Source organism: Streptomyces sp. NPDC096105 (assembly GCF_044763335.1).
Lineage (GTDB): Bacteria > Actinomycetota > Actinomycetes > Streptomycetales > Streptomycetaceae > Streptomyces.
The window spans coordinates 100,340-121,120 of sequence record NZ_JBIWGC010000019.1; the positions used below are offsets into that span (position 1 = coordinate 100,340).

The 20,781-nt window shown below is 75.8% G+C and carries 18 protein-coding genes and 2 pseudogenes; 11 read left to right on the forward strand and 9 right to left on the reverse strand.

The window, feature by feature from the left end; genetic code table 11:
* Positions 1–77: 77 nt before the first annotated feature.
* Positions 78–272 (reverse strand): annotated as a pseudogene (locus ACIQ8B_RS25745) (penicillin-binding protein); the annotation flags it as partial.
* 326 nt (positions 273–598) lie between these two features.
* A complete protein-coding gene (locus ACIQ8B_RS25750) occupies positions 599–1,846 on the reverse strand; it encodes a cytochrome P450 (protein WP_290008698.1) in 1,248 nt (415 codons plus the stop codon).
* A gap of 175 nt (positions 1,847–2,021) precedes the next feature.
* Between ACIQ8B_RS25750 and ACIQ8B_RS25755 the strand changes: the two genes are divergently transcribed.
* From ACIQ8B_RS25755 to rfaE2, 7 genes are all read left to right on the forward strand, one after another.
* On the forward strand, positions 2,022–2,516 hold the full coding sequence (locus tag ACIQ8B_RS25755) for a hypothetical protein (protein WP_290008699.1): 495 nt from the start codon (positions 2,022–2,024) through the stop codon (positions 2,514–2,516).
* 124 nt (positions 2,517–2,640) lie between these two features.
* A complete protein-coding gene (locus ACIQ8B_RS25760; protein WP_403549979.1) occupies positions 2,641–3,606 on the forward strand; it encodes an NAD-dependent epimerase/dehydratase family protein in 966 nt (321 codons plus the stop codon).
* 75 nt (positions 3,607–3,681) lie between these two features.
* A complete protein-coding gene (locus ACIQ8B_RS25765; protein WP_403549981.1) occupies positions 3,682–5,349 on the forward strand; it encodes a carbamoyltransferase in 1,668 nt (555 codons plus the stop codon).
* Positions 5,349–6,407 carry a glycosyltransferase family 2 protein gene (locus ACIQ8B_RS25770; protein ID WP_290008704.1) on the forward strand — a complete coding sequence of 353 codons (1,059 nt, stop codon included), beginning with the start codon at positions 5,349–5,351 and terminating at the stop codon, positions 6,405–6,407. Before ACIQ8B_RS25765 ends, ACIQ8B_RS25770 begins: the two co-directional genes overlap by 1 nt.
* 142 nt (positions 6,408–6,549) lie before the next feature.
* Positions 6,550–7,797 (forward strand): glycosyltransferase, encoded by a 1,248-nt coding sequence (locus tag ACIQ8B_RS25775; RefSeq protein ID WP_403549983.1) that lies wholly within the window; start codon positions 6,550–6,552, stop codon positions 7,795–7,797.
* Positions 7,798–7,888: 91 nt separating this feature from the next.
* The gene (locus tag ACIQ8B_RS25780; RefSeq protein WP_290008707.1) at positions 7,889–8,515 is read left to right on the forward strand and encodes an SIS domain-containing protein; all 627 of its coding nucleotides are present in this window, start codon (positions 7,889–7,891) and stop codon (positions 8,513–8,515) included.
* A complete protein-coding gene (gene rfaE2, locus ACIQ8B_RS25785) occupies positions 8,512–9,927 on the forward strand; it encodes a D-glycero-beta-D-manno-heptose 1-phosphate adenylyltransferase (protein ID WP_403549986.1) in 1,416 nt (471 codons plus the stop codon). The genes ACIQ8B_RS25780 and rfaE2 overlap by 4 nt, the downstream gene beginning before the upstream one ends.
* Before the next feature lie 181 nt (positions 9,928–10,108).
* Here rfaE2 and ACIQ8B_RS25790 read toward each other — a convergent pair whose 3' ends face one another.
* The 3 genes from ACIQ8B_RS25790 to ACIQ8B_RS25800 form a co-directional block, all read right to left on the reverse strand.
* Positions 10,109–11,350, reverse strand: a complete 1,242-nt coding sequence (locus ACIQ8B_RS25790) for an MFS transporter (RefSeq protein WP_403549988.1) — start codon at positions 11,348–11,350, stop codon at positions 10,109–10,111.
* A 338-nt stretch (positions 11,351–11,688) separates the two neighbouring features.
* Positions 11,689–12,222: a DoxX family protein gene (locus ACIQ8B_RS25795; RefSeq protein WP_403549990.1), complete on the reverse strand. Its 534-nt coding sequence runs from the start codon at positions 12,220–12,222 to the stop codon at positions 11,689–11,691.
* A gap of 70 nt (positions 12,223–12,292) precedes the next feature.
* A complete protein-coding gene (locus ACIQ8B_RS25800) occupies positions 12,293–12,616 on the reverse strand; it encodes a hypothetical protein (protein WP_403549992.1) in 324 nt (107 codons plus the stop codon).
* 145 nt (positions 12,617–12,761) lie between these two features.
* Between ACIQ8B_RS25800 and ACIQ8B_RS25805 the strand changes: the two genes are divergently transcribed.
* Positions 12,762–13,643 carry a fructosamine kinase family protein gene (locus tag ACIQ8B_RS25805; protein ID WP_403549994.1) on the forward strand — a complete coding sequence of 294 codons (882 nt, stop codon included), beginning with the start codon at positions 12,762–12,764 and terminating at the stop codon, positions 13,641–13,643.
* Between the two features lie 4 nt (positions 13,644–13,647).
* Here the strand turns inward: ACIQ8B_RS25805 and ACIQ8B_RS25810 are convergent, their stop codons facing one another.
* From ACIQ8B_RS25810 to ACIQ8B_RS25820, 3 genes are all read right to left on the reverse strand, one after another.
* Complete coding sequence (locus ACIQ8B_RS25810; protein WP_403549996.1) at positions 13,648–15,306, reverse strand: catalase; 1,659 nt, start codon at positions 15,304–15,306, stop codon at positions 13,648–13,650.
* 377 nt (positions 15,307–15,683) lie between these two features.
* Positions 15,684–15,920, reverse strand: coding sequence for a hypothetical protein (locus tag ACIQ8B_RS25815; protein WP_403549998.1), 237 nt, complete (start codon positions 15,918–15,920; stop codon positions 15,684–15,686).
* Positions 15,921–16,177: 257 nt separating this feature from the next.
* A complete protein-coding gene (locus ACIQ8B_RS25820) occupies positions 16,178–17,668 on the reverse strand; it encodes a PucR family transcriptional regulator (protein WP_403550000.1) in 1,491 nt (496 codons plus the stop codon).
* Between the two features lie 161 nt (positions 17,669–17,829).
* Between ACIQ8B_RS25820 and ACIQ8B_RS25825 the strand changes: the two genes are divergently transcribed.
* Positions 17,830–18,450 carry an L-threonylcarbamoyladenylate synthase gene (locus ACIQ8B_RS25825; RefSeq protein WP_290008721.1) on the forward strand — a complete coding sequence of 207 codons (621 nt, stop codon included), beginning with the start codon at positions 17,830–17,832 and terminating at the stop codon, positions 18,448–18,450.
* Between the two features lie 116 nt (positions 18,451–18,566).
* Here the strand turns inward: ACIQ8B_RS25825 and ACIQ8B_RS25830 are convergent, their stop codons facing one another.
* Positions 18,567–19,541 (reverse strand): TauD/TfdA dioxygenase family protein, encoded by a 975-nt coding sequence (locus tag ACIQ8B_RS25830; protein ID WP_403550002.1) that lies wholly within the window; start codon positions 19,539–19,541, stop codon positions 18,567–18,569.
* 182 nt (positions 19,542–19,723) lie between these two features.
* Between ACIQ8B_RS25830 and ACIQ8B_RS25835 the strand changes: the two genes are divergently transcribed.
* Positions 19,724–20,554 carry an aldo/keto reductase gene (locus ACIQ8B_RS25835; protein ID WP_403550004.1) on the forward strand — a complete coding sequence of 277 codons (831 nt, stop codon included), beginning with the start codon at positions 19,724–19,726 and terminating at the stop codon, positions 20,552–20,554.
* 46 nt (positions 20,555–20,600) lie between these two features.
* Positions 20,601–20,761, forward strand: a pseudogene (locus ACIQ8B_RS25840) (3'-phosphoesterase); the annotation flags it as partial.
* Positions 20,762–20,781 lie beyond the last annotated feature (20 nt).

Here is a 20,781-nt window from a genome sequence, read left to right on the forward strand (position 1 = left end):
CGGCTCTGTCGATTCGCCCGCCCCGGCGGGGGGGGGGGTCCGTGGGCCGGCGGCCGGCGCCGGCGTGCCGTGCGGGTTCAGCGCTGTTCGGCGAGCAGCGCGTACGCGGTGGCCGGGAACGGGCCGTGCGCGCGGAAGCGGCGGGTGCAGACGGCGGCCAGCGCGGTGCCCGTGTCGGGCCGGAAGCCGAGGAACACCTGCCGGCCGGGGGTGGCCCCGCTGTGGAAGAACAGCGGGCCGCCGTCCGTGGGGTGCCGGAACCAGGCGGCGGTGTCGTCGGCGGGCGGGGTCACACGCGTGCTCCGGTCCGTATCCGGCGGGCGGCCTGCACCTGGAGGGCGACGGGCGGCGCACTCCCGGCTGTCGCGGTAGACACCGTCGGCCTCGGCCGGGTCGAGTGCCGCCTCGATGCCGGCTGCCTGGATTCAGGTGACTTCCTCGATGACCTTTTCGTCGGGACGCACGACACCATCTCCCTGAGGCGTAGCGAAGCACCTGACACATCCAGAATCAGACAAATCGCGCCACTTTATCTCTTACTTGCTTTTGTCACTTCTTCAACATGCAGGGAGGAGACGGGCGCAGGCCGCAGGGGCCGCTAGACGGCGGCCCGCCCCACTCCCGCAAGGACCACACCGCTGTGCGGGAGGGTGGGGACGCGGTGCAGGGAGATGGCCAGGTTCTGGTCCGGAACCGTGTACTCCATACGGGCCAGCCGCGCCGCGAGGGTCTCCAGCACACCGACGGTGAGACTCTCTCCGGGGCAGCGGTGGCCCGTCGCCGGGTCGCCCCCGCCCTGCGGGATCAACGCGTCGTGCGCCACGGCCCGTTCGAGGAAGCGCCGCGGCCGGAAGGCGTACGGGTCGCCCCACAGCGTCTCGTCGTGGTTCTGGCCGTACACGTCGAGCACCACCAGGCCGCCCTCGGGCACCCAGGCGCCCCGCCAGAACAGGTCGCGGACCGCGAGGCCGCCGAGGAACGGCACGAACGGGTAGAAGCGGCGGACCTCGTGCGCGAACGCCGTCTGGAACGCCGCGTCCCCGGCCGCGAGCGGCGCGCGGTTCTCCGGCCAGCGGTGCAGGGCGTGCGCGGAGAAGGCGACGAACCAGGCGAGGGCGGTGGTCGGGCGCAGCACGTTGAGCAGTTCGACGGCGGCCGTCTTCTCGTCGAGCGGCTCCCCGTCCGCGTCGCGGTGCCCGCAGACCCGCCCCAGCACCGAGCCGTCGGGCGCGGTGACCTGTCCGGTGCGGACGTCGCGGACCAGACGGGCCAGCCGCTCCTCCTGGCGGCCGCGGGCGCGCCGGGCCCGCAGGTGGCGCGGTCCGGCGGTGGCGAAGCCGTCCACCATCGCGGTCATGTCCCGCGCGGTCGCCCCCGCCTCGGCGTCGTCCAGCGGTACGCCGGCCCAGCGGTGGACGCCGCGGGTGAGCACCGTGGCCGCCTCGTCGAACAGCACGACCGACGCGCGCCGGCACCACTGCGGCACGGCCTCGTCCCAGGCGGCGGAGACGTGCTCGGCGAGTCCGGCCACGGCGGCGGGCTCCAGCAGCGGGAGGAACAGTTCCTTGCGGGCGCGGTGGGCGGCGCCGTCGAGGGTGTGCACGGCCTCGTGGCCGAAGAGGGTGCCGAGAATGGGTTCGGGGATGGCGCGGTGCCGGTGCACGTTCCGTTCGTCGTAGAAGAAGCGGACCGCCTCCGGTCCGCGCAGGGCGAGGGCGGGGCGGCCCATGATGCGGGTGCGGACCACGGAGCCGGACGCGTCACGCATCCGGTTGGGGAGCCAGGCGTAGCCTTCGGCGAGGAGCGGCAGGGTGCGGTCGAGCAAGGGGCGGCTGAGTACGTCCATGACAGCCGGGTGCCCGCAGTGCCTGCCCGGACACTCCGCGGCACGGGCGTCGCCGCTCTCCGGGCGTGGCGCAGACCACGCCGGGATCGAGACCCGGGTCACGTCGGCGGGTGCGGGACGGGGACTACGGTGCTGGCGTCCTCATCCTTCTCCCCCAGGTTCGGACGGACCCGCAGTGCCAGCCCACCTCTCCCCCGTGATAGCGGCCACCACGCAGTGGCTGACCCGTTCCTTCCCCGCGCCCGGCGGCGCGCTGTCCGACGCCCTGTGCGAGGTCCAGGCCCGTCAGGCGGTCACCGTCGCGGCCCGCCTCCGCTACCCCACGGCGATGGACGCGGAGCTGGTGGGTCTCGCGGGCCCCGGAGGCGCGGCCCGCCTCGACCGGGTCACCGGCGCGGACGGCCTCGACGCGGAGCCCTGGCGCACCTGGGTCGACGAGGTCGTGACGAGCTGGGCGGCGTGCCTGCTGTCCGACCCGGGACTGGCCGCCCGGGCGGTGGCCGCGCTCGGCGCCGGCGCCGGCGAGTTCCGCCGTCTGCTGTCCCCCGACGCGACGGACACGAGGGCGGCGGCCCTCCTGCGCCACCCGGACCTCCTTTCCCCGGTGGCCGGCCTGCACCACGCGTCCTTGCTGGCCCGTCTGGGCCCGGAGCCGGCACTCGCGGCGTGACCGCCCGAGCCGCCGCGAAGCGGCCGCAGACACCCGGCACGGACCGGAGGGTCACCCTCCGTGATTCACTCGATCGCACCAGGCGACCGTGCCGACGCCCTCCGTGCGGGTGAGGGTGTGGGGCATGAGCAGTCCCATATCCCGGAAGTGGGAGCACGCCGTCGTGACCGGCGGCGCCGGGTTCGTCGGCTCCCATCTGTGCAAGGCCCTGCTCGACGCGGGCGCGGCCGTGACCTGCGTGGACGACCTGAGCACCGGCCGTCCCGAGAACATCGCCCCGCTGCTCGGCCGGCCGGGGTTCACCCTCGTGCGGGCCGACGTGTCGAAGGAGCTGCCGGTGAGCCGGCGCCCCGACCTGGTCCTGCACTTCGCGTCCCCCGCGTCCCCCGCGGACTACCTGCGGCTGCCGCTGCACACCATGGAGACGGGCAGCCTCGGCACCCGCAACGCCCTGACCCTCGCCCACGAGTCGGAGGCCCGGTTCGTGCTGGCGTCGACGTCCGAGGTGTACGGCGACCCGCAGCAGCACCCGCAGGACGAGCGGTACTGGGGCAACGTCAACCCGGTCGGCCCCCGCAGCGTGTACGACGAGGCCAAGCGCTTCGGCGAGGCGCTGACCACCGCGCACGCGGAGACCTACGGCACGGACACCTGCATCGTGCGGCTGTTCAACACGTACGGTCCCGGCATGCGCGGCCACGACGGCCGGGCGGTGCCCACCTTCGTGCGGCAGGCGCTGGCCGGCGAGCCGCTCACCGTGACCGGGGACGGCCGGCAGACCCGCTCGCTGTGCTACGTCGACGACACCGTGGCCGGCATCCTCGCGGCGGCCGCCCACGGTCTGCGCGGCCCCGTCAACATCGGCAACCCCGCCGAGATCAGCATGCTCGCCCTGGCCCGCCTGGTGGTGGCCCTCGCCGGCTCCTCCTCCGAGGTGCGCTACATCGAGCGCCCGGTGGACGACCCGGCGGTGCGCTGCCCCGACATCACGCTGGCCCGCGACAAGCTCGGCTGGGAGCCCCGGGTGGGCGCCGAGGAGGGCCTGCGCCGCACGATCGACTGGTTCCGCGCCGAAGCGGCCCGCGGCTGAGCGGCCCGCCCCCGCCGGCCCCCAGGACCAGGCGGCCGTCCCGGCCGCAGCCCTGACGCGAAAGGTCCGTCCGCCATGCGCATCCTCGGCATCAACGCCCTGTTCCACGACCCCGCGGCCGCCCTGGTGATCGACGGCCGTACCGTCGCCGCCGCGGAGGAGGAGCGGTTCTCCCGGCGCAAGCACGGCAAGCGGCCGCTGCCCTTCTCCGCCTGGGAGCTGCCCGAGAAGGCCGCCGCCTGGTGCCTGACCCGGGCCGGGCTGCGTCCCCAGGACCTCGACGCGGTCGCGTACTCCTTCGACCCCGCGCTCGCCCGCCCCGCCGACGCGATGGGCCTCGACGACCCGTGGGACCACCTGCGCCTCACCTACGCGCGGGAGGCTCCGAACTTCCTGCGGACCGCGCTGCCCGGCCTCGACCCGGAGACCGTGCGTTTCGTCCCGCACCACATGGCGCACGCCGCGTCCGGCGCGTACGCCGCCCCCGAGGCCGGCAGCAGCTCCGTCCTGGTGCTGGACGGCCGCGGCGAACGCGCCTCCCACCTGGCCGCGCGCCGCGTCGGCGACCGGCTCGAACCGCTGCGCGCCCAGGACCTCCCGCACTCGCTCGGCCTGGTCTACGAGGAACTCACCGAGCACCTCGGCTTCCTGCGCTCGTCCGACGAGTTCAAGGTGATGGCCCTCGCTTCCCACGGCACCCCGCGCATGCTGCCCGAGCTCCGCCGGTACGTGTATCCGACCGGCGACGGCGGCTTCCACGCCACCGGGGTGCCCTGGGCGGAGCTGTGCGCGCCGCGCGGCCCGGACGAGCCGTGGACGCAGGACCACGCCGACGTCGCCGCGAGCGCGCAGGCCGTGCTGGAGGAGACGCTGCTGGACCTGGTGCGCTGGCTGCACGGCCGGACCCACGACCCGGTGCTCACCCTCGCCGGGGGCGTGGCGCTGAACTGCGTCGCCAATTCCCGCATCGCCCGCGAGGGCCCGTTCTCCCGGGTGTGGGTGCAGCCCGCGGCCGGTGACGCGGGGACCGCGCTCGGCGGCGCCCTGCTGCTGTCCGCCGGCGCCGGGGACGCGCCCGAGCCGATGACCGGCGCCGACCTGGGCCGGGACTGGTCCGACGCGGAGCTGGGCGCGTGGCTGAAGACGGCCGCCGTGCCCTGCGAGAAACCCGAGGACATCGCCGTCACCGTGGCCCGGACGCTGGCCGGCAACGGCATCGTGGCCTGGTTCCAGGGGCGCAGCGAGTACGGCCCGCGGGCGCTGGGCCACCGTTCGCTGCTCGCCCACCCCGGGCACGCGGGGAACCTGGAGCGGCTCAACGACGTGAAGGGGCGCGAGCAGTTCCGGCCGGTCGCGCCGATGGTGCTGGCCGACCGGGCGGCCGAGATCTTCGACGGGCCGCTGCCCAGCCCGTACATGCTGTTCGTGCACGACGTGGCGCCCGCCTGGCGGGACCGGGTGCCCGCCGTGGTGCACGTCGACGGCACCGCCCGCATCCAGACGGTCGACCCTGCGCGCGAGCCGCTGCTGGCGCGGATGCTGCGCGAGTTCGAGCGGCTGACCGGGCTGCCCGTCGTCGTCAACACCAGCCTCAACACGGCGGGCCGGCCCATGGTGGACGACCCGCGCGACGCCCTGGAGTGCTTCGGCTCCTCCCCGGTGGACCTGCTGGCCATCGGCCCGTACGCGGTGCGGCGCGGCGCGCTCTTCCGTACCTCCGTCCCCGACGAGGGGGTGGCGTGATGACCGGGCCGGCCGCTCCCGCCGGGGAGTACGCGGTGGTGGTGCCGACCCTGGGCCGCCCGTCGCTGGCGGCGTGCCTGGGGGCGCTGGCCGAGGCGGAGGGGCCCCGCCCGGCGCGGGTCGTGCTGGTGGACGACCGCCGGGACCCGGCCGTACCGCTCACCGCCTCCGTGCCGCCGGCCCTGCGCTCCCGCACCGTCGTGGTGCCCGGCGGGGCGCGCGGCCCGGCCGCCGCCCGCAACGCCGGGTGGCGGGCCGCCGGGGACGCGCCGTGGATCGTGTTCCTCGACGACGACGTGGTGCCCGGCCCCTCCTGGGCCGACGACCTCGCACTGGACCTGGCCGGGGCGAGCGTCGCCACCGCCGGGATCGCCGCGCGCGTCGAGGTGCCGCTGCCGGCGGACCGGGCGCCCACCGACTGGGAACGCAATGTCGCGGGGCTGGCCGGGGCGTGCTGGATCACCGCCGACATGGCGTACCGGCGCAAGGCGCTGGAGGCCGTCGGCGGCTTCGACGAACGGTTCCGCCGCGCCTTCCGGGAGGACGCGGACCTGGCGCTGCGGGTGCTCGACGCCGGCTGGACGCTGGCGGAGGGACGCCGTACGACCACGCATCCGGTGCGGCCGGCGGACCGGTGGGTCTCGGTGCGGCTGCAGGCGGGCAACGCGGACGACGTGCTGATGACCCGGCTGCACGGACGCGACTGGTGGCGCCGGGCCGGCGCGCCCCGGGGCCGGCTGCCGGCGCACCTGGCGGTGACCTCGGCCGGACTCGCGGCGGCGGTGTGCGCGCTGACCGGACGCCCGCGCGCCGCGTCGGCGTGCGCCGCCGGGTGGCTCGCCGGGACCGCCGAGTTCGCCACGGCCCGGACACGTCCGGGTCCGCGCACCCGGGACGAGATCGTCACCATGGTCCTCACCAGCGCGCTCGTCCCGCCGGCGGCGGCCTGGCACTGGTTGCGCGGGCAGGTCCTGCACCGCGCCGTGCCCGCCCGCCGCCGCGCCTCCCCCCGGTCCCCCGCGCCCGCGGCGCCGGCCGGCGAACGGCTGCCGACATGACCCGCCGGCCGTCCCCGCCCCCGGCCCGCGCCGGCCCCGGCGGGCGGCGCGCGCACGCTCCCGGCCGCGGCCGCGGCCGGAACCCGTATCCGCGGACGGCGGTGTCCGCGCCCCGGCCGCGACCGATCACGGAGGTGAGCCCATGACCGCGGACTACGCCCCTGTCCCCCCGGGCGTGCTGTCGATCGCGCTCGTCTCGGAACACGCGAGCCCTCTCGCCGCGCTCGGCGGGGTGGACGCCGGCGGCCAGAACGTCCACGTCGCCGCCCTGGCCGCGGCGCTCGCCGGCCGCGGGCACCGGGTCACGGTGCACACCCGCCGGGACGCGCCCGGCCTGCCGGACCGGGTGCGGCTGAGCGAGCGCGTGGAGGTGCACCACGTCGGCGCCGGGCCCGCCGAACCCGTGCCCAAGGACCGGCTGCTGCCGTACATGGACGAGTTCGCGCGCCGGCTGGTCCGGGAGTGGCGGGCCCGCACCCCGGACGTGGTGCACTCCCACTACTGGATGTCGGGGCTGGCCTCGCTGGGCGCGACCCGGGAGCTGGGCCTGCCGCTGCTGCACACCTTCCACGCGCTGGGCACGGTGAAGCGGCGTCACCAGGGGGACGCCGACACCAGTCCGCCGGAGCGGATCGGCTGCGAGATCGAGGTGGGGACCGGCTGCGACCGGATCGTCGCCACCTGCCGTGACGAGGTCACCGAGCTGGTCCGGATGGGCGTGCCCGCGGACCGGATCGGCGTCGTGCCGTGCGGTGTCGACACCGGGCGGTTCACCCCGGTGGGCGCCCGCTGGGCGCGCGGCCCGTACCGCCACCGGCTGGTGCAGCTGGGGCGGCTGGTGCCGCGCAAGGGCGCGGCCGTGTCGGTGGCGGCGCTGGCCCTGCTGCCCGGGACCGAGCTGCTGGTGGCCGGCGGGCCCCCGGCGGAGCGGCTGGACGACGACCCGGAGGTGCGCCGGCTGCGCGCGATCGCACGCGACGCCGGGGTCGCCGACCGGGTGCGGTTCCTGGGCGGGGTGGACGCCGATCGGGTGCCCGCGCTGCTGCGCTCCGCCGACGTGGTGCTCTGCCCCGCCGACTACGAGCCCTTCGGGATCGTCCCGCTGGAGGCCATGGCCTGCGGCCGGCCCGTGGTGGCCAGCGCGGTCGGCGGCCAGCTCGACACGGTCGCCGATCCGGCCACCGGACGGCTGGTGCCGCCGGGCGACCACGAGGCGCTGGCCGGGGCCGTGGCGAGCCTGCTCGCCGACCCGGCCGGCCGCGAGGCCTGCGGGGCGGCCGGCCGCCGCCGGGTGCTCAGCCGTTACGGGTGGGCGCGGATCGCCGCGGCCACGGAGGCGGCGTACTGCGAGGTCCTCGACACCGAGCCGGCCGTGACCAGGGCCGGCTGAACCGCCGGCCGGACCGGCCCGCCGACGTCCGACGTTGGAAGGAGGTGCGGGTGCCGTCGCCGTCCCCGGAGGGCGGCGCGCCCGACACGCCATGACCGAACACCCCGCGCTCGACGCCGCCCATCTGCACTGCCGGTCCCTCCAGGACGCCCTCGACGGGCTCCGCCGGCACGGTCTGCCCCGGATCGCCGACTGGGGCGGCCGGCTCGCCGCCGTCCTCACCGGCGGCGGCCGGCTGCTGGCCGCCGGGAACGGCGGCAGCGCCGCCCAGGCCCAGCACCTCACCGCCGAGCTGGTCGGCCGCTACCGCAGCGAGCGGCCCGCCTACTCGGCGCTCGCCCTGCACGCGGAGACCTCCAGCGTCACCGCCATCGGCAACGACTACGGCTTCGACCACGTCTACGCCCGCCAGGTCGCCGCGCACGGGCGCCCCGGCGACGTGCTGATGCTGCTGTCCACCTCGGGGCGCAGCGCCAATCTGATCGCCGCCGCCGCGGCGGCCCGGCGGGCCGGTCTCGAGGTGTGGGCGCTGACCGGGCCCGGCCCCAACCCGCTGGCGGAGGCGGCCGACGAGGCGCTGTGCGTGGCGGCGGCCGCCACGGCGACCGTGCAGGAGGCCCATCTGGTCGCCGTGCACCTGCTCTGCGAGTGTTTCGACGCCGCCGTGGCCGCACCCCCGGCACGGACCGTGGCGGCCGTTCCCGGGAGGCTGACATGACCGGTCCCAAGCCGCTGGTGGTGGTGGGCGACGTCCTGCTGGACGAGGACATCGAGGGGATCGCGACCCGGCTGGCCCCGGACGCGCCCGCCCCGGTCGTCGACGTCACCGGGGACCGCAGGCACCCGGGCGGCGCCGGGCTGGCCGCCGCGCTCGCCGCGCGCGGCGGGCGGGACGTGGTCCTGGTGACCGCGCTCGGCGACGACCCGGCGAGCGAGGCCGTACGGCAGCAGCTCAGCGGGCGGGTGCGGCTGCTGGAGCTGCCGCTGCACGGCACGCTGCCGGTGAAGACGCGCGTCCTGGCGGACGGGCGGCCGCTGGTGCGCATCGACCGGGGCGGCGGGACGCCCGGCGAACCGGACGAGGCGGTGCGGGAGGCGCTCACGGACGCGCACGCCGTCCTCGTCGCCGACTACGGCCGGCACACCGCCGGCGCGGTCCGCCCCCACCTGGAGGAAGCCGCGCGGCGCACCCCTCTGGTGTGGGACCCGCACCCGCGCGGCGAGGACCCGGTGCCGGGGGCGCGGCTGGTCACGCCCAACGCGGGCGAGGCGGTCGCGCTGTGCGCGGGCACGCCCGGCGTGGCGGGCGCGTCGCTGGGCGCCTTCGCCGAGCGCGGCACGGAACTCGCGGAGCGCTGGCGGGCGGCGGGCGTCGCCGTGACGCTCGGCGAGCGCGGGGTGCTGCTGACCCGGCCGGGCGGCGGCACACCCATGCTGATCCCGGCGCCGTTCCACGCGGACGGCGACCCGTGCGGCGCGGGCGACTGCTTCGCCGCGACGACGGTCGCCGCGCTGGCGGACGGGCTGCTCCCGGAGGAGGCGCTGCAGCGGGCGGTCGCCGAGGCCGCCGCGTTCGTGGCGGCGGGCGGCGCGGGCAACCCGGACCTGTGGCACACGCCGGTCGTCCCGGCGCCCGCCGAGGACCCGGCCGCCGACGCGTTCGAGCTGGCGCGGGCGGTACGGGCGCGCGGCGGGACCGTGGTGGCCACGGGCGGCTGCTTCGACCTGGTGCACGCCGGTCACGTGGGGCTGCTGGAGAGCGCCCGGCGGATCGGCGACTGCCTGATCGTCTGCCTGAACTCCGACGACTCCGTCACCCGCCGCAAGGGCCCCGGCCGCCCCCTCACCCCGGCCGCGGACCGCGCGAAGGTGCTGGCCGCACTGGGCAGCGTGGACGCGGTGGTGGTCTTCGAGGAGGACACCCCCGAGGAGGTCCTGGGGCGTCTGCGCCCCGACGTGTGGGTGAAGGGCGGCGACTACTCCGTCCAGGACCTCCCGGAGGCGGAGGTCCTGCGCACCTGGGGCGGCCAGGCGGTGGTCCTGCCGTACCTGGACGGCCGCTCGACCACGCTGCTCGCGCGGCGGGCTGCCGACGCGGTGGCGGTGGCTCTGAAGCCGACGGAGGGGTGACGCCCCGCGGGGACGCGGGGAGCTGCGCGACGGGGCCCGGGGCGGAGCCCCCGGAACCGCCGGCGCCGGCCGGCTGGGAAGGGGCGTCCGGCCCGCCGCGTCTCCCGGAGGCTGTGTCCCTCGAGCTCCCGTTTGCACGGTTCCCCGCGCCCCTGTCGGGCGTTCGGGAAGGGGCCCGGGATCACGCCGCCGTTTGCATGGCCGGCTGGGGCACCGTGTCCTTCGGGGGGAGGGCGACCGGGGTCGCGAGCTTGCGGTGGCGGTGGAGGAGGTGGCCGGAGGCCATCGACGCGGCGATGACCACGCCGCCGGCGACCAGGGCGCCGCGCGGGCCGGCCAGTTCCATGAGGAGGCCGAGGACCGGCGGGCCGCCCAGGCTCCACACCGTGCCGATGCCGCCCCACACGCCCAGTACGCGTCCGCGCAGGTGGGCGGGCGGGTCGGTCTGCAGGACGGCCGTGCCCGCGGTGTCGGAGACGGACTCCACGACGGCCATGGGGAGCACCAGCACCAGAAGCACCGCCAGCGAGGGCGACAGCCCCGCCACCACCTGCAGCAGCGCCCCGGTCGCCGCGAGCGCGCCGACCAGCCGTACGGACGGACGGCGCAGCCGCGCCCCCAGCACCGCGCCGATGATGCCGCCGGCCGCGAGGACGGTGGACACGGTGCCGAAGGCGCCCGCCCCGCCCGCGAGCGGGCCGGTGACGAGGACGGCGAGGGTGAGACCGTAGTTGCGGCCGAAGACCGCGCTGATGCCGGTGACCCCGGCGAGCGCGAGCAGCCGCGGGCGGCGGGCGAAGAAGGCCAGCCCCTCCCGGACGCTCATGCCGGACTTCGCGTGCCGGGCGGCGCGTCCGGTGACCTGCTGCACCGCGCCCGCCGCCGGGCGCAGGAACGGGATGACCGCCGTCACGAACAAGAAGGAGAAGCCGTTGGCGAAGTAGGCCGCGGCCGTGCCGAGGAAGCCGACCGTCACGCCGGCCAGGGCCGCGCCCGTGAGCCGGCCCGCGTTGAAGACCAGCGCGCCCACGCCGATGGCGGAGGGCACGTCCTCGGCGGGGACGAGGTCGTTGCCGAGCAGGGCGCAGGCCGGGTTGTCGACGGTGGCGACCATGCCGGTGACGGCGGCCAGCACCATGAGGGCGGTCATGTCGAGCCGGTCCAGCGCCACCAGGGTGGCCGTGGTGAACGCGATGACGGCGAGCAGGGCCTGGCTGACGGCGGCGGTCGGCTTGCGCGGCCAGCGGTCGACGGCCGCGCCGCCGAGGACGCTCATCAGCAGGGCCGGGGCCGCCTGGACGGACATGGACAGGCCGGTGGCCGCGGCGGAACCGGTGATCTGGAGGACCAGCAGGTTCTGCACGGTCAGCTGCATCCACGTGCCGGCGTTGGACACGAAGTTCGCGACGGACCACCAGCGCATGCTGCGGTGACGCAGGGAACGCCAGGGCGACCTGGACCCGGCCGGGGCAGGGGTGGGTGAGGAAGACACGGTGCGCTACTCGGGGAGGAGCCCGTCGGGGCTCGGGTGAGTGGGCGCGGGAAGAAGGACGCCGGCTGCGCTGCGCGACGTTTCCCGTCGCCGGGATCGGGCGCGCACCATCGTGGCAGAAGGGGCCCCCGAGTCATGTCCGGGCAGCGGGCACCGTGCGGGGGCGAGAGGGTCAAACACGCGCACTCGCGCGGCACTTGGCCACGCGAGTGCGGTTGCTCACAGGGGGTTTGAAGGAGCTGAGGTGCGGGAAGCGGACCCGCTCCCGGTCAGCCGGGCAGCTTGGCGCGGGCGCGTCCCGCCGCCGCGCCGGGGCCGACGCCGGCCTTGAAGGCCCGCCGGGCGACGCGGGCCTCGCGGCGCAGGTCGTGGGCGGCGTGCCGGCTGCGCCACAGCAGCGAGGGTGCGGACCCGGTGTCGTCCGCCGCGATCAGCAGCCCGCCCAGCATGGAGAGGTTCTTCAGGAAGTGGATCCGCTGCTGGGACTTCGTGTCGGGGTCCTCCTCCTCCCAGAAACGGTGCGCGGCGAGCGTGGTGGGCACCAGGGTGAGGGCGACCGCGAGGGCGGCCGGGCGGGACAGCCGTCCGGTGGCCAGCAGCAGGCCCCCGACCACCTGGACGGCGCCGTTGAGGCGCACGGAGTCCTCGGTGCGGTCCGGCAGCTTGGGGACGCGGCCGGTGACGGACCGGACCACGGGCTCGGCCACGGGGGCGACCCTCTGCGGGTGCCGTACGGAGTCCAGTCCGCCCACGATGAACATCGAAGCCAGCATCGGCCGGCCGAGGACGCGCAACAGGCTCATTCCTACTCCTGGAGTGTGGAGGGTGCGGTGCGCCGGGTTCCCCGCCGGGCGGGGAGCATGCGGCGGGCCGTCACCAGAACCGGGTGGTGAGGGCGGGCCGGCGGACCGCCTCGACGGCGTCGCGCAGGCTGAGGGCGACACCGATGACGGCGCGCAGCGCCGAGGGCCGGACGCTCTGCGCGGTCTCGGTGGCCAGGACCAGCAGGCAGCCCGCCGCCTGTTCGACCACGGAGACCGGGAGGGTGCAGTCGCCGTCGGCGGCCGCGCGGAACGCCTTCAGCGGGACCCCCGCTCCGTCGATCGTCCGCCGGGCGGCCTGCTCCAGGTACGGGACGGCCTGTTCGCAGAGGGTGGCGGGCAGGGTGAGGGTGCGCTGGAACGATGAACTGGTCATGTTCACAGTGGTCCCCCGGCGTGGCGCGCCCGCATCGGGCGGAACGGGTTTTTCACCGTCCCGCGTGAGCGCCCGCCGCCCGCGCCGGACCCGTACGCTGGGCGGGCCGTCAAGCCGAGGAGACCGTGAGCCGAGGAGGCCGCCGATGACCGTGTCGTCCCCCGTGTCCGGCGAGGAGGGGCCCGGCGCCGTGGCGGCGCGGCTGACCGGGAGGGCGGTGACCGGGGTGCGGCCGCTGTCCGGCTCGCTCGCCGAGGCCGCCCTGGACGACGGCCGGACGGTGGTCGTGAAGCGCGCGGAGGACGCGGAGGCGGCGCGCGCCGAGGCGGCCGGGCTGCGCTGGCTGGCCGGGGCGGGCGCGCCCCCGGTGCCGCGGGTGCACGGCCGGGAGGGGGCGTGGCTGGTGCTCGACCGGGTGGAGGAGGGGCGGCCCGGCCGGGAGGCGGCGCTGCGGTTCGGGCGTGAGCTGGCGGGTCTGCACGCGGCCGGCGCCCCCGCGTTCGGGTCGCCGCCGCCGGGCGGGCCGGTGGAGGCGTTCATCGGGCGGGCCCCCCTGCGCAACGTCACCGGCGACGACTGGCCCGGCTGGTACGCGGAGCACCGGGTGCTGCCGTATCTGCGCCGGGCGGTCGACGCGGGCACGGTGGACGCCGGGGAGGCGGCGGTGGTCGAACGGGTGTGCGCGCGGCTGCCGGACCTCGCGGGACCCGCCGAGCCGCCCGCGCGGCTGCACGGCGACCTGTGGAACGGCAACGTGCTGTGGGGCGCGGACGGCAGGGTCCATCTGATCGATCCGGCCGCGCACGGCGGGCACCGGGAGACCGACCTGGCGATGCTGGCGCTGTTCGGGTGCCCCCTGCTGGACGTCGTCCTGGAGGGCTGCCAGGACGTGGCGCCGCTCGCCGAGGGCTGGCGGACACGCGTCGGCGTGCACCAGCTGTTCCCGCTGCTGGTGCACGCCGTCCTGTTCGGCCGGGGCTACGCCGAGCGGGCACTCGGCGTGGCCCGGTCCGCGCTGTCCCTGTGACCCCTCAGCGGGTGACCACGTGCCGCTCGTTGGGGACGCAGTGGGTCATGGTGAGCCCTTCCACGTCGCGCGGCGGGTTGTCGCCCAGGCTGGCGAGCCGCTTGCGGTCCTCCTCGGTGAGGGTCTGGCTGGCCAGCGGCTCCAGGTGGGCGACGTCCTCCGGCATGATGCCGAGGCCCTCGCCGACCCGGCGGCCCAGGTCGTTCTCCACCAGCAGGAAGTGCCACACCATGCGCTCCTGCACCGGGCGGTCGCACTGGGAGAGCAGGTCGACGAAGTTCTTCACCAGGTCGTCGCGCTCCCAGTCCTCCATCAGCAGGTAGCGCTGGCCGGCCTGCATGTAGTCGTTGGTGCGCTCGATCCTCGCGCGGGTGAGCCGGCCGCGGATCTCCGGGCCCTGCACGTCGTGCGTCGGGTACTGGGCCTCGCGCAGCCCGCCGGTGATCGACGGCTCGTAGTTCACGTGCGGGTTCTCCCCGCCGCCGTCCTGGTAGTAGGCCATGAGGCCGTCGCGCTGGTTGGTGTGGACCTCGGCGTTCTTCGCCTGGTTGACCGGGAGCTGGAGGTAGTTCGGGCCGACCCGGTAGCGCTGGGTGTCGCTGTAGGAGAAGGTCCGGCCGACGAGCATCTTGTCGTCGGAGAAGTCCAGGCCGTCGACGAGGACGCCGGTGCCGAAGGAGATCTGCTCGTTCTCGGCGAAGAAGTTGTCCGGCATCCGGTTGAGCACCATCCGGCCCACGGGCTTCGGCGGGAACTCCTGCTCGGGCCAGGTCTTGGTGTCGTCCAGCGGGTCGAAGTCCAGCTCCGGGTGCTCGTGGTCGTCCATCATCTGGACGAGCAGCTCCCACTCGGGGTGGTCACCGCGCTCGACGGCCTCGTAGAGGTCCTTGGTGGCGTGGCCGAGGCCCTGCGCCTGGACGTTCGCCGCGTCCTCCTCGGTCATGGAGCGCACGCCCTGCTTGGGCATCCAGTGGTACTTGACCAGCTTGGTCTCGCCCTCGGCGTTGACCCACTTGTAGGTGTTCACGCCGAAGCCCTGCATGTGGCGGTAGTCCGCCGGGATGCCGCGCGGGCTGAACAGGTTGACCAGCATGTGCATGCACTCGGGCGTCTGCGACATGAAGTCGAAGATGCGGCGCGGCTGCTGCTCGAAGGTCACCGGGTCGGGCTTGAGGGCGTGGATGACGTCGGGGAACTTGATGGCGTCCCGGATGAAGAAGACCCCCAGGTTGTTGCCGACGAGGTCCCAGTTGCCGTCCTCGGTGTAGAACTTCACGGCGAAGCCGCGCGGGTCGCGGGCCGCCTCGGAGGAGTCACGGCCGCCGATGACGGTGGAGAAGCGGACGGCGAGGTCGGTGCGCTTGCCCTCCTCCTGGAAGAGCTTGGCGCGGGTGTAGCGGGAGATCGGCTCGTCGCCCCACTTGCCGTACGCCTCGAAGTAGCCGTACGCGGTGACGCCGCGGGCGTGCACGACGCGCTCGGGGATGCGCTCCCGGTCGAAGTGGCTGATCTTCTCGAGGAACTGGTAGTTCTCCAGCGTGGCCGGGCCCCGGGAGCCGACGGTGCGCTGGTTCTGGTTGTCGTAGACCGGGTGGCCCTGCCGGTTGGTGAGTACCTTGCGGTCGTCGCCGGGAGCGGGGCCCTGGCTCGAAACGTCCGTCATGATCCTTCGGCTCCTTGCGCTGCTGCTCTTGGCCGGTGGCGCGCCGGGGCGTGGCGGGCCCCGGGCCGTCGGCCGGTTTTCGGCGGGCGGCCCGGGTACCCGGTGCCGCGACGTCATGCACGCGGACGCGGCCCGTTCGCGGAGAAGACCGGGCGAACGGGCGCCCGGCCGCGCTCACGTCCCGCCGGCGGCGTGCGTACGAGGGCCATGCTGCCCCCGATCGGGACGGTCGGCGACCGGAGCGCCGCGGAGCGTGACGGCCCGGGCGGTGCGGCGGACCGTCCGGCCGCGCCGGGAGGTTCCCGCGGAACGGACACGCGCGAGGCCCGGTCCACCGCGTCCCTGTGCGGTGGACCGGGCCTCGCGGCGCGCGGTGCTCAGCCGCCGTTCAGACGGGTGCGCAGCAGCTCCTTACCGAGTTCGGCGCCCTTGCGGCTGTCCGCCTGGGCCTTGCGGAACAGGTCGGCGACCTCGGTGTCCCCGGCCCGCTCCGCGTCCTGGATGTAGTCCTCCAGCCGCAGCGCGTTGCTGAGGCACGCCTCGACGTACCAGAGGAGGTTGTAGTCCTTGTCCCTCGTGCCGGTGACGCCGCCGGTCTCCGTCTCGCTGGTCATGCGGGTCTCCCCTCGCGGTGCTCGTCCACCGCCCGCCCCGGACCGCTGTGCGGGGGAGCGGGCTCACAGCGGCGGCCGGGTACCCGGCCCGGAGGCGGGCACACCGGGAGGCGGGGGCCGACCGGTCCCCCGTTCCGGTCGCGCCCCCGCCATGGCTCGAAACTATGCACGTCGGGGCTTGTCTGCGTATCGCGCCGGTGCCCGCCGTGCGGGTCCGCGGGACTCACCTGTGCACAGGTGCGTCCGAATCGCCCGGTTCACTCCCCCGTGAGGAGCGGCTGCTCCAGGTCCCCGACCGCCAGATGGGCCAGGACGACCTCGTAGAGATCGCTCCCGCCGGCCAGCAGCTGCCGCTCCAGGGCCGGTTCGGCGCTGCGTACGTGTTCGCGCACGGTCTGGGCGTGCACGCCGAGCGCCTGCGCGGCCCGCTCGGCGTTGGCCCCGGCGGCGATCCAGGTGCGCAGGGTGCGGCGCACGTCGCGCGGGTCGTCGTCGAGGCGGCCCAGCAGCTCCCGCGCCCAGGCGGAGACGGCCGGTCCGGACAGCAGCTCGGCCAGGCGCCGCGCGCTCGCCCGGGAGCCGGCGGGCCCCTGACCGTCCAGCAGGTCGATCTGGGTGTGCAGCGCCAGGTGCACCGCGGCCCGCACGGTCACGTCGCCGAAGTCGACGCCGAGCATGGACTCCACGCGGTCCATGCGGGCGCGCACGGTGTTGCGGCTGACGCCGAGGATCTTGGCGGTGGCGACGGCGGTGAACTCCAGGCCGAGCCGGGTGGTGGCGAGCAGCTCGGCGCGGGTGTGGTGGGGCAGCGCGTCGAGCGGACGCAGCACCCGCGCCGCCCAGGTGCGCAGGGCCGCGGGGTCCGTCAGCAGCCCGGGGTGGGTGCGCTCGGCGTACACGGCCGTCCTGTCCGGCCGGAACCGGGCCACGGCCAGCGCGCTGACGGCCTGTCCGTAGGCGGTGGCGGTGCGCGCCAGGCTCTGCCGGACGCTGCCGCCGACGAAGGTGTCGGGATGGTGCTCGACCAGGGACCGCAGGTCGCCGGCGGTGGCCTCGCGCGGACTGAGGACGATCACATGGCCGTCCACGGCCGGGCAGCGCACCACCAGCGCCTGCTCCCGGGTGCGGTCGATGCACTCGGCGGCCAGCCGGTCGCGTACGGCGGGGTCGGACTCCAGGACGTAGACGCAGGCGGTGTCGGCGTCGAGCAGGCCCGGCCAGAGGCCGGCGGCGACCCGGCGCGCGGAGACGGTGTCCTCGACCATCAGCAGCTGGAGGATCGCCAGCCGCAGGTCGGCGGCGGCCCGCCGGAGCCGGACGCCGGCCGCCCGCGTCTCGTGGGCGGTGAGCAGCAGTTCGATCACCTGGGCGGTGTGCGTGACCACGTCCGAGGCGTCCCGGCCGAAGGGCGTCGCGCGGGAGACGGCCAGTACGCAGGCGCCCGAGGGATGTCCGACCCGCACCAGACGCAGATGGCGTCCGTCCCCGTCCCACGCGGCGGACGCGATCCGGCCGGAGGCGACGTCCGCGGCGAAGGGCTCGTCCAGCGGCAGCGGGGTCCCGGCGAGCAGGTCGCCGGCGCCGTCGCGGAGGGCCACCTCCGCCCGCACCGCGCCGGCCAGCCAGTCCACGACCCGGCGGACGTCACGCCCGGCCGGCCGCAGGTGCTCGAGCAGTTCACGCGCCCAGCCCGGACGTTCGGCCGCCCCCGTCGCCGTACCTCGCACCGCGTCCTGTCCGCCTGTCACCTCGGCCTTCCCCTCGTCCCCTCGCCGCCTCGGCCCGGACGGGGGACGTTACCCCACGGGTGGGGGCGGCTCGTCCCGGCGCGAGGGGCCCGGCCCTCCCCCGCGGGTGACGCGGGGGAGGTGTGCCGCGGCGCGGGGCGCGGACGGCATAAGCTCGGCGAATGGCCAAGTACTTCGACGTGCACCCCGACAATCCCCAGCCGCGCACCATCGGCCAGATCGCCGCCGCCGTCCGCGACGACGCACTGATCGCGTACCCCACGGACTCCTGCTACGCGCTCGGCTGCCGCCTGGGCAGCCGGACCGGCATCGACCGGATCCGCACCATCCGCAAGCTGGACGACCGGCATCACTTCACCCTGGTGTGCCGCGACTTCGCGCAGCTCGGCCAGTTCGTACGGATCGACAACGACGTCTTCCGCGCGGTGAAGGCGTCGACCCCGGGCCGCTACACGTTCATCCTGCCCGCGACGAAGGAGGTGCCGCGCATGCTGCAGCACCCCAGGAAGAAGACCGTCGGCGTGCGCATCCCGGACCATGTGGTCACCCAGGCGCTGCTGGCGGAGCTGGGTGAACCACTGCTGTCCAGCACCCTGCTGCTGCCCGGCGAGGACGAGCCGATGACCCAGGGCTGGGAGATCAAGGACCGGCTCGACCACGCGGTGGACGCGGTGCTCGACTCCGGCGACTGCGGCACCGAGCCGACCACGGTGATCGACTTCTCCGGCGGCGAGGCGGAGATCGTGCGGGCGGGCGCGGGCGACGTCTCGCGCTTCGAGTGACGGGAGAGGACCCGGAGGCGCTCCGGCTGCGCCGTGTCGCGGCGACCGGGCGGCGGGCGCAGGAGGTCACCCCGCCCGTGGAGGACGAGGTGACCGTCCCGCCGGCGCAGGGACGGCTACCAGCGGCCCGGCGCGGTGCCGGTGAGCGGCCGGGAGGGCGTGCCGTCCACGCCGGCCGGGATGTCGCCGGCGAGCATCACGCGGTGCATGATCCGCGGGTGGTCGAGGTGGGCCGTGTCCGCGGGGGCGAGGTGGATGGTGGCCCGGTTGTCCCAGAACGCCACGGTGCCCGGCTCCCAGCGCAGCCGCACGGTGTACTCGGGCCGGGTGGCCTGCTCCAGCAGCATGTCCAGGACGGCCCGGCTCTCGGGACGGGACAGGCCGGCGATCTGCTCGACGTAGTAGCCGTTGACGAACAGGACGCGCTCCCCCGTCTCGGGGTGGACGCGCACCAGCGGGTGCTCGGTGGCGGTCTGGTGGTCCAGCAGGTGACGCACATAGGCGTCGTCGCCGGGCCGGGGCTGGTAGCCCACGCCCAGCCGGTGCTCGGCGCGCAGCCGGTCGGCGAACTCCCGCACCGGGGCGGACAGCCCGGCGTAGGCGGCGGCCAGGTTCGCCCAGGTGGTGTCGCCGCCGTAGGGCGGGACGGTCTCGGCGCGCAGGATGGTCGCGGCGGGCGGGTCGACGCGGGCGCCGTGGTCGCAGTGCCAGCCGCGCAGCAGGGTGTGGCGGCGGCGCCGCAGCCATTCGTCGTGGTCCATGCCGAAGCGGCCGCCGAGTTCCAGGCGGTCGGCGGTCGTCTCGATCTCGGGGAAGTCCGCCGGGGAGGCCGAGCCCCGGCGGGGCAGGACGACCGGTTCGCCGAACCGGCGGGCCAGCGCCACGTGCCCGGCGTGGTCCAGGCGCTGGCCGCGGAAGAAGACCACCTTCCAGCGCAGCACCGCCGCCCGGATCAAGGCGACCGTCTCCTCGTCCAGGTTCCCGGCGAGGTCCACCCCCGTGATGTCGGCCCCGATGTGCCCGGCCACGGGGTGCACCGCCGGCTTCCCCGGGTGCTCGCGGTCCGTCCCGGCGCGGCTGTCCGTCGTCATGCGTCCCACTCCGTCGCTCGTCCCCGCCGGCCCCGGACGGACCGGCTCCCGGGACGATCGTGGCAGCGGAAGCGTGCCCTGGCGACAGGGCCCCGGACGGCGTGCCGGGCCCATCCGGTTGATCACCGCCCCCGCCGTGACCGACGCTGGGAGGACGACACCGCGACCGGAGGGGCCCTCCCGTGACGAGCATCCCGCAGCACACCCTCAACGACGGCACCACGCTCCCCGCCCTGGGCCTGGGCACCTGGCCGATGGACGACGCCGAGGCGGAGCGGGCCGTGACGTCCGCCCTCGAGGCCGGCTACCGCCTGATCGACACGGCCGCCAACTACCGCAACGAGACCGGGGTGGGGCGGGCCGTGGCGGGCGCCGGCGTCCCGCGCGAGGAGATCGTCGTGACGACGAAGCTCCCCGGCCGTCACCACGGCTACGAGGAGACCCTCGCCTCCTTCGAGGAGTCCCGCGCCCGCCTCGGCCTGGACTACGTCGACCTGTACCTGATCCACTGGCCACTCCCCCGCGTCGACCGGTACGTCGACTCCTGGAAGGCGATGATCAAGCTCCGGGAGGACGGTCTGGTCCGCTCCATCGGCGTCTCCAACTTCACGCCCGCCCACATCGGACGGCTGGAGAGGGAGACCGGGGTGCTGCCCTCGGTCAACCAGGTCGAACTGCACCCGTTCTTCCCGCAGGAGGAGCTGCGCGCCCACCACGCGGACAAGGGCGTGCTCACCGAGAGCTGGAGCCCGCTGGGCCGCGGTTCGCGGCTGCTGGACGACCTCGCGGTGGCCGCCGTCGCCGACGCGCACGGCGTCACCCCGGCGCAGGCGGTGCTGCGCTGGCACGTCCAGCTCGGCGCGCTGCCGGTGCCGAAGTCGTCCGACCCCGCGCGGCAGCGCGCCAACCTGGACGTGTTCGGCTTCGAGCTGGACGACGCCCAGATGCGGACCGTCTCGGACCGGGCGCACCGGCGGATCGGCGGTGACCCGGAGGCGCACGAGGAGTTCTGACCGGGTGTCCGGGGGCCGCTCGTACGGACGGTCCGGCGAAGGGAGCGGCGCGTACGCCCTGACCCGCTTCCGCGGCGGGGACGACGGCGAGGAGGCGTGGCTGCCGGCGCGGGCGGCCGGGGGCGGCGGCCGGGGCGCGCCCGGTCCCCGCCGGCGCGTTCCGCCCGTACGGGCCGCACGCTCGCGCAGGCCGCCGGGGAGGACGGCCGAGCCGTGGCGTTCGGCGG